Source organism: Pseudomonadota bacterium (assembly GCA_030860485.1).
Taxonomy (GTDB): Bacteria; Pseudomonadota; Gammaproteobacteria; order JACCXJ01; family JACCXJ01; genus JACCXJ01.
In genome coordinates, this window is sequence record JALZID010000312.1 from 1 (window position 1) to 6,724 (window position 6,724).

General features: G+C 57.5%; 5 protein-coding genes. All 5 read left to right on the forward strand.

Annotated elements, in window-relative coordinates; translation table 11 throughout:
- Nucleotides 1–234: 234 nt before the first annotated feature.
- The 5 genes from M3461_19495 to M3461_19515 all read left to right on the forward strand — a co-directional run bounded on the left by M3461_19495 (nucleotide 235) and on the right by M3461_19515 (nucleotide 6,353).
- On the forward strand, nucleotides 235–543 hold the full coding sequence (locus tag M3461_19495; GenBank protein ID MDQ3776381.1) for a hypothetical protein: 309 nt from the start codon (nucleotides 235–237) through the stop codon (nucleotides 541–543).
- A gap of 623 nt (nucleotides 544–1,166) precedes the next feature.
- Nucleotides 1,167–1,397, forward strand: a complete 231-nt coding sequence (locus tag M3461_19500; GenBank protein MDQ3776382.1) for an addiction module protein — start codon at nucleotides 1,167–1,169, stop codon at nucleotides 1,395–1,397.
- A gap of 2,326 nt (nucleotides 1,398–3,723) precedes the next feature.
- The gene (locus M3461_19505; GenBank protein MDQ3776383.1) at nucleotides 3,724–3,948 is read left to right on the forward strand and encodes a type II toxin-antitoxin system HicB family antitoxin; all 225 of its coding nucleotides are present in this window, start codon (nucleotides 3,724–3,726) and stop codon (nucleotides 3,946–3,948) included.
- A complete protein-coding gene (locus M3461_19510) occupies nucleotides 3,945–4,130 on the forward strand; it encodes a type II toxin-antitoxin system HicA family toxin (GenBank protein ID MDQ3776384.1) in 186 nt (61 codons plus the stop codon). Before M3461_19505 ends, M3461_19510 begins: the two co-directional genes overlap by 4 nt.
- A 300-nt stretch (nucleotides 4,131–4,430) precedes the next feature.
- Nucleotides 4,431–6,353, forward strand: coding sequence for a DCC1-like thiol-disulfide oxidoreductase family protein (locus M3461_19515; GenBank protein ID MDQ3776385.1), 1,923 nt, complete (start codon nucleotides 4,431–4,433; stop codon nucleotides 6,351–6,353).
- Nucleotides 6,354–6,724: the final 371 nt, after the last annotated feature.

Consider the following 6,724-nt stretch of genomic DNA (forward strand, 5'->3'; position numbering starts at 1 on the left):
TCTTCACCGAGTTGCCCAAGGCCCAGACCCCCGAACAGATCGAGGCGCTGTTGCCGTTCCACGCCAAAACGCAAGAGCTTACGCCGACACCGCCCTGAACAGCCGGGTGGGGTTAATAGACCGCTTATGGAGCATCATGGGTTGGAGTTCTTCCGGGGGGGTAGCAAGCCCGCGTAGGGCGGAAGCCCCGCAGGGGTGTTCCGCCGAATGAATGAAAGGTGATAAGGCTCACCGATGCCGGATTACCGCCGTTACTGTGTGCCGGGAGGCACTTACTTTTTCACCATCAATCTATTAGAGCGCCGGGATGACTTGTTGGTGCGGCATATCGAACTATTGCGAGGGGCAGTGAAGTGCACGCGAGCCGACCGGCCATTCCATATCGATGCTTGGGTCGTGCTTCCCGATGACATGCATTGCGTGATTACCCTACCACCGGGCGATGATGACTTTTCCAATCGCATTAAGGCAATTAAAATTCGTTTTGGTACAGGCGCTGCCGCCAACGGAAGGGCGTTCATCGATACGAATGGCGAAGGGTGAACGTGGCATCTGGTAACGACGTTTTTTTGGGAGCATGCTATTCGGGACGAGGGAGATTATGCGTGCCATGTGGACTACGTGCACTTCAACCCGGTCAAACATGGCTACGTGTCGGTGGTTGCGCACTGGCCCCATTCGACATTTCATCGGTGGGTGAAGGCAGGTGCCTATCCACGCGATTAGGGTGGCGAGGGTGCGTTGGATGTTGCCGCCGGCGAGCGTAGACGATGATGTGGTGACGTGTCATTCGGCGGAACGCCCCTGCGGGGCTTCCGCCCTACGCGGGCTGGCCCCGTGCCCGGAGCGAATTAGGACGCCCGTCCAGGCAGTGTTTCCTGACGGTCGGACTGCTGCCCCTTTGCACAACTCCCTCACCATCAAGGCCGCGCCGGCCCCGCCGACTGTCCCGCCGTCGTATACCACGGTGCCGAGGCCGCCTCCCTCACCCTCCTACCGTCCCGCCGCTTATCACGCGGCAAGATCGGAGCCCAGACGTTCGCAAGATATTGATGCGATGTGTGGTAGACTTTGCCAGTGAAGCCGCCGCCGTCCTAGCAATACGACGGCTCGGCTTTGAATTTCATACTAGCCCGTCAACCGCTGCAGTTTTAGGCTATTGAACAATGAAGCAAATCTCCGTTGCTGAGATCCTTCTTCCTGTGCAGGAGCGTATCCGCCTTGTCGAGCTCATCTGGGAAAGCATCGCAGCCGTTCCGGAAGCTGTCGAAGTCACACCGGAAATAAAGGCGGAGCTCGAAGAGCGTCTGAAGGAGTTCGAAGCCAATCCCGAAGCCGGTTACTCGTGGGAGCAACTGAAGTCACACCTGCGAAACGGCACATGGCGTTCCGGCTAACGTTTTCTGCTCGGGCATTGCATGAAATGGGCGAAGCGCATGACTGGTACGAAATGCGAAGCCCTGGCCTTGGGGAAGAGTTTCTGTATTCAGAGGTCATCACGGGTGTCCGTCGCGCGTTACTACGGCGATTTCCGTATGGCGCGTTCTCCGCGGTTCGAAGCGATCTGGTGCATGTCTTGGCGGTACCCACGTAGCCTCGCCCCATCAGAATGCTGTAGCGCAGCTGCCGGATGACGTCGCGGACCTGATCGACCAGCCTGGGCTGCGCCCCTTGCGGGGGGCGGATTCTGATCTCTGTCCCTCTGCCGTGTTGCCTGACGGTCGGACTCCCACCTTTCATAACTCCTTCGTCATCAAGGCTCTGCTGGACCTGCCAGTAGCCCGTCGCCGTGTAGCACGGTGCCGCGCTGGCCGTCCCAGCCGCCCAAGGTCTCCCCACCTTCCACCCCCCACCACCGAGTCGAAGCCCTATCCTAAGTCATTGATGCAACGTGTGCTATACTTCCTGGCAGGTCAGCTGCCGTCTAGCAACACGACGGATCGGCCTTCTACATCATGCTAGCTCTCAGGAGGCGACACGGAACCGGTGAAGTGGCCCGATAGCTCATCTACGCCGTATTGAAGGTGTGACTTTGAGAGACGACCAACCCCCGCTCGATGCAGAGAAAATAGCCTCTGAGCACCTCAAGCACGTTTTTCTTCAGCCCCCGGGACTCGGAGTCTTCCCCCCAGCCGAAGCACACTGCTTGTTGGGGCGCGGGGCTCTGGAAAACAATGCTACTTCGAACGGCACGCCATAATGAGAATTTCGTCGCAATATATGGCGATCTTAGAAAGATCTTGAACGGCGTCTCCGCTGACACTGGTGCTGGCGGGTTGTCGTTCCATCAGATTTCCCCGAGCGAGGAGGGTTATCTACAAGACAAGACAGCGGCACTTCTCGCTCTCTGGCTAGCCCAGGAATCACGCAATCGACAGTTGGTATTCTCACCAGCACGTTTAGCCAAGACACTGCCATCCGCGGTGAGAACCCACATGCCAATGGACGGGGAGATGGTGGACTGGCTGGAAGAACAGCTACCGGCCCTGGAGCCTGGGATTTTCCGTCGGAAACCAAATCTACAATTTCTGTACGGGTTAATTGATGACCTAGCCGCGGAGGTACATGCAGCATCTGGAAAGGATCTTGTACTGCTGCTCGATAGGGCTGAGGAAGTGCCGGTTTTCTGTCTTGTCCCAGTACTACATCTCTTGGATCAGAATCATCCTTTTCGCGTCGTCGTGGCGTGCCGGCCTGGAATTTTGGGGCCTGCCCCTAATGTTCATCCCTCATTACCACGAGCTGGAGATCACTACGATGTTCGCCAGCTTGGCTATGCCCCTTATTCGAGTGAGTGGAAGGACTTTCAACGTGACGTTCTGAATGCGTGGATTCCAAACTCCGCAAAAGGCTTTGCCAGGCAGCACGCTGGACACAATGCTTCTCCTATCGAGAGACTCCATTAGGTGCGTCCTTGAGTTGGTATACAACTCTGTCGATGAACAAAGTAAATATAACCAGGAGCGATCGAGCAGAGCCATTAGCAACCTGCAAGCGATGCTTCTAAATGCAGCGCAAGGATCCCTTCGCATGTTTAACGACGATATCGGCAGCATTCCGCGAGCAATTCGACGCGCCGACGGCTATAGACTGCCCGTGCTTCTGACAATACGCGGCGGCGAAACGCCCTGCGGGATGATGGGCCAGTCGTCATTTTCCCTTTTGGCCCCAAACCCATGTCTCTATCCATTGCTCTCTCTTTGCGGGACTGGGACATTGGCGAGGCTTGGGCGGTGTATCCGGTCCCTGAAAGATTTAGCGCGAGCTATTCTCAGGGAATCGGGGACCTTTATGTTTATCGCCATGAAAAGACGTTACTCCGTGAGTCTGTTGCTTCTAATGTTGGCAACTGAGCCCGGGAACCCCGTAGCGTAGAACGCCGAAGCAAGGGCAGGGTGCGCTGTGCGCACGCGGAATGGCTTGGATGTTTCCGACCGGTTACGGTGATTCTAACGCTCCGTCGGCGTGCGCACCGCAAACGGGCCGGTGCACACCCTACGACTTGCCGTTATTCAACCGGCGTAGGATGTGGTCGACGATGGGAACCGCATCCTAGGCGGGCTGTGAACCAAGGCCTGAAGAGGGTGGTGCGGGAAATCCGCACGCTACGTTCTGCCGGAGGCCGGTGACCCCCCTCCGGCGCACCGGTGGCCGCCGGGTAACCGGTGTCCGTACCGCGGAGGGCCCAGGAGTTCAGTCGTATAGAGAATGTAGTCCGAGGTAATGCCGATGGAGTTCACCGCTGTCTTTGAAAAAGTCCCGGAAGGCTATATTGCTTTCATTGAGGAATTGCCGGGCGCAAACACTCAAGGTGGTACCCTCGAAGAAGCACGTGAGAATCTTCTGGAGGCGATCCAGCTAGTCTTGGAAGCTAATCGCGCATTGGCGGAGGAATCGATTCAAGGCCGGAACGTTGTGAAAGAGCGCCTCATCACGACGGTTTCATGAAGCGCCGTGATCTTATCCAGCACTTGGAGCATCATGGTTGTGAGTCCTTCCGGGAGGGTAGCAAGCATACGGTCTATGTCAATCGGGCGACCCGGAAGGCAACGGCAATTCCGCGGCATTGTGACATCAATAAGTACCTTGCAAGGCGGATCTGCAAGGATCTAGATGTTCCCCAACCATAAGCCCGTAGGGCACAATAGCGGTTCACCGCGTATTGCGCTGAACGAGGCACGCATGCGGCGCAATACGTCTATCGCATATTTCGCCCTGCGAGTGCTACGCGTGCTTTGCGGGGTATGCCGGGTCTACCGTAAGTCGGAACACCGGAAGCCATAATATAATGCTGCGTCGCTGGCGAGGCTGAGCTGGGCGCCCGGGGCGCCGCCTACGCACCGTAGTTCTGGTGGCTGCGGATCTCGTATTTCACTATTGGGCCAAAGCCACGCCATCGGTATCAACCCGAGGCGGATCACTCACGAGACATGTACCGCCAGATCCTGAACCTCGTCAGGCAGGGCGTCGCTAAACGCACGCCGGCCACCGGCCTCGGTGTCTTTCGGATAGGCTTTGGCCTCGTGGTCTTCCAAGAGGTCGTGTTCCTTTACTGGTTCCGCCACCTGATCTTCGACCCTGTCCCCTATGTCGATCTGGCCTCACCTATCATCCACTACCTGCTGCTGGGGTGGGCGATGGTCGCCGTGTTCCTGGTGCTGGGTTACCACACTCGCTTCGCGGCAGTCGTCAATTATCTTCTCTGGATCGTGTTCGTGGTGTTCACGCCGATGTGGCAGGACTTCGATGGAGGGTTCGACCAGCTCATGATCGGATCGAGCTTCCTTCTGATGTTCCTGCCCACCGAGCGGGCACTGTCCCTCGACAAGCTCCGTAAGACGCTCAAGTATTCGACCATTGCTCATCGTTACGTCCCGCCGGCCGACGCGTCGGTGCTCTGCTATTACATACCGATGCTGTTCTCCCTGGGGCTCCTTTACTTCGATTCGGCCGTTCACAAGCTGTCGGCCGAGCTCTGGCGTAACGGCATGGGGGCATGGCTGCCTGCCACCATGCCCTACTATATGTCCGGCATCGATTTGACCTGGGTCTTGAACAACAAGCCGCTACAGGCGATCATCGGGTACGCGCTGCTCATCTTTCAGTTCGTTTTTGTTTTTCTCTCCTGTTTCCGCCCTTTTCGCGTTCCCTTGCTCCTGATTGGGCTTGCGTTTCATATCGGCATCATTCTGTCCTTGAACATCTATCCGTTCGGCTTCGGAATGCTGGTGCATTATGCGCTGATGGTTCCGTTCGCTTGGTGGAGATGTCTCGGGAGGGCGCTACAGGTACAGGAACCGACGCTGACGGTGTTTTACGACGAACAATGCCCTTTGTGCAATAGAACCGTGATCACGGTGCAGCACTTCGATGTCTGCAAAGCGATCGCATTCAGAGGCCTGCAAACCCATGCCCGGCAGTATCGAGCGCTCGATCGGATATCCGACGATGAGCTATTGAAGGATATCTATGGCCTGGACCGGAAGGGCAGACTCTACCTCGGGCTCGACACCTACGTGCGGATCTTCATCGGCATGAGATACCTCGCGCCGTTGGGCTGGCTGATGAGGATGCCGGGGGTTTATCAACTGGGCCAACGCATCTACCGCCATATCGCCGACGGGCGCACCCGGATCGTATGCGACGAAGGCTGTGCTGTTCCGCCGGAACGACCTGCGCCGGAAGACGAACCATTCAAGCTGCTCTACGAGCGCTACATCGGCACGCCCCGCCAGCTTCCCGTCCGCGTCAGCAAGTTTCTGGTCTTGATCATTGCGCTTCAATTGAACAGCACGATTCACTATGGAATTTTCTATCGCCTGAAAGCTGATCCCGGCGCTTCGAAGATCACCGAGGTGCTGGCAGTGATGAGCAATGCGGTCTTGGGTCTTTCCCATACCTTTCTGGGTATCACGCCGCATGCGCTCTATATGCACGATCACTTCGCGGGCTATGAGCATTTGCTGGCGCTCACCTATCGGGACCAGACCGGCCGGGAGCGTTGGCTGCCGTTCGTCAACGAAGAAGGCAGGCTGGTCGCGCCGAACTGGGGGAGGGTTCAATCGATGTGGGCGAACGTGGCCGTCACCGCCAGGATCAAACGAGAACGCCTGTACCGACTGATTCAAAAAGTGACCCTCTTCTGGGGCAAGGAGGTCGGGCTCGATGGGGCGAACGCGGAGTTTACGATCAAGCTGAAGTGGATACGCGTGCCGATGGATTGGGAGAGGGACCTCCGCCAGAAAAACATCAGCCAGCCGTGGCAGGACATCGGGAAGGTCATCTGGAAGGACGGTGGGATGCGGGTCGAGACGCCCGGCATCGATATCGAGGCGTTATCGCGTTCGAAATGAACGGAGGATTCGCCTCCCCCCTGTCCGCGTTTGTTGCGGACGGGGGAGGGTAGGGTGGGGGGTCGGCGCTGCGGTTGCTGACCAAGCGTCTTTCTTCCCTGACCCTCCCCCGCTGGGGGTCCGGCCGACGTTCGCTAACTAACAAGCCGGTTCACCGCCGCAGCGCCTGTACCCCCATATATGGACTCCTCCGATTTGCAAGCATCTCGCTCGTTGACGGCAGAGGTCGGTAGCGCAGTTGCTTCCATATATCCGGCCTGTTGGTGAGGCCTTGGTCGCCTCTGGCCCTGATGGATTTCCGCGTGTCTTCATCTCAATCACCCTACCGGCCTCGAAGGCCCCTGGGGGTAACGGATTTCTGAAAACACCGG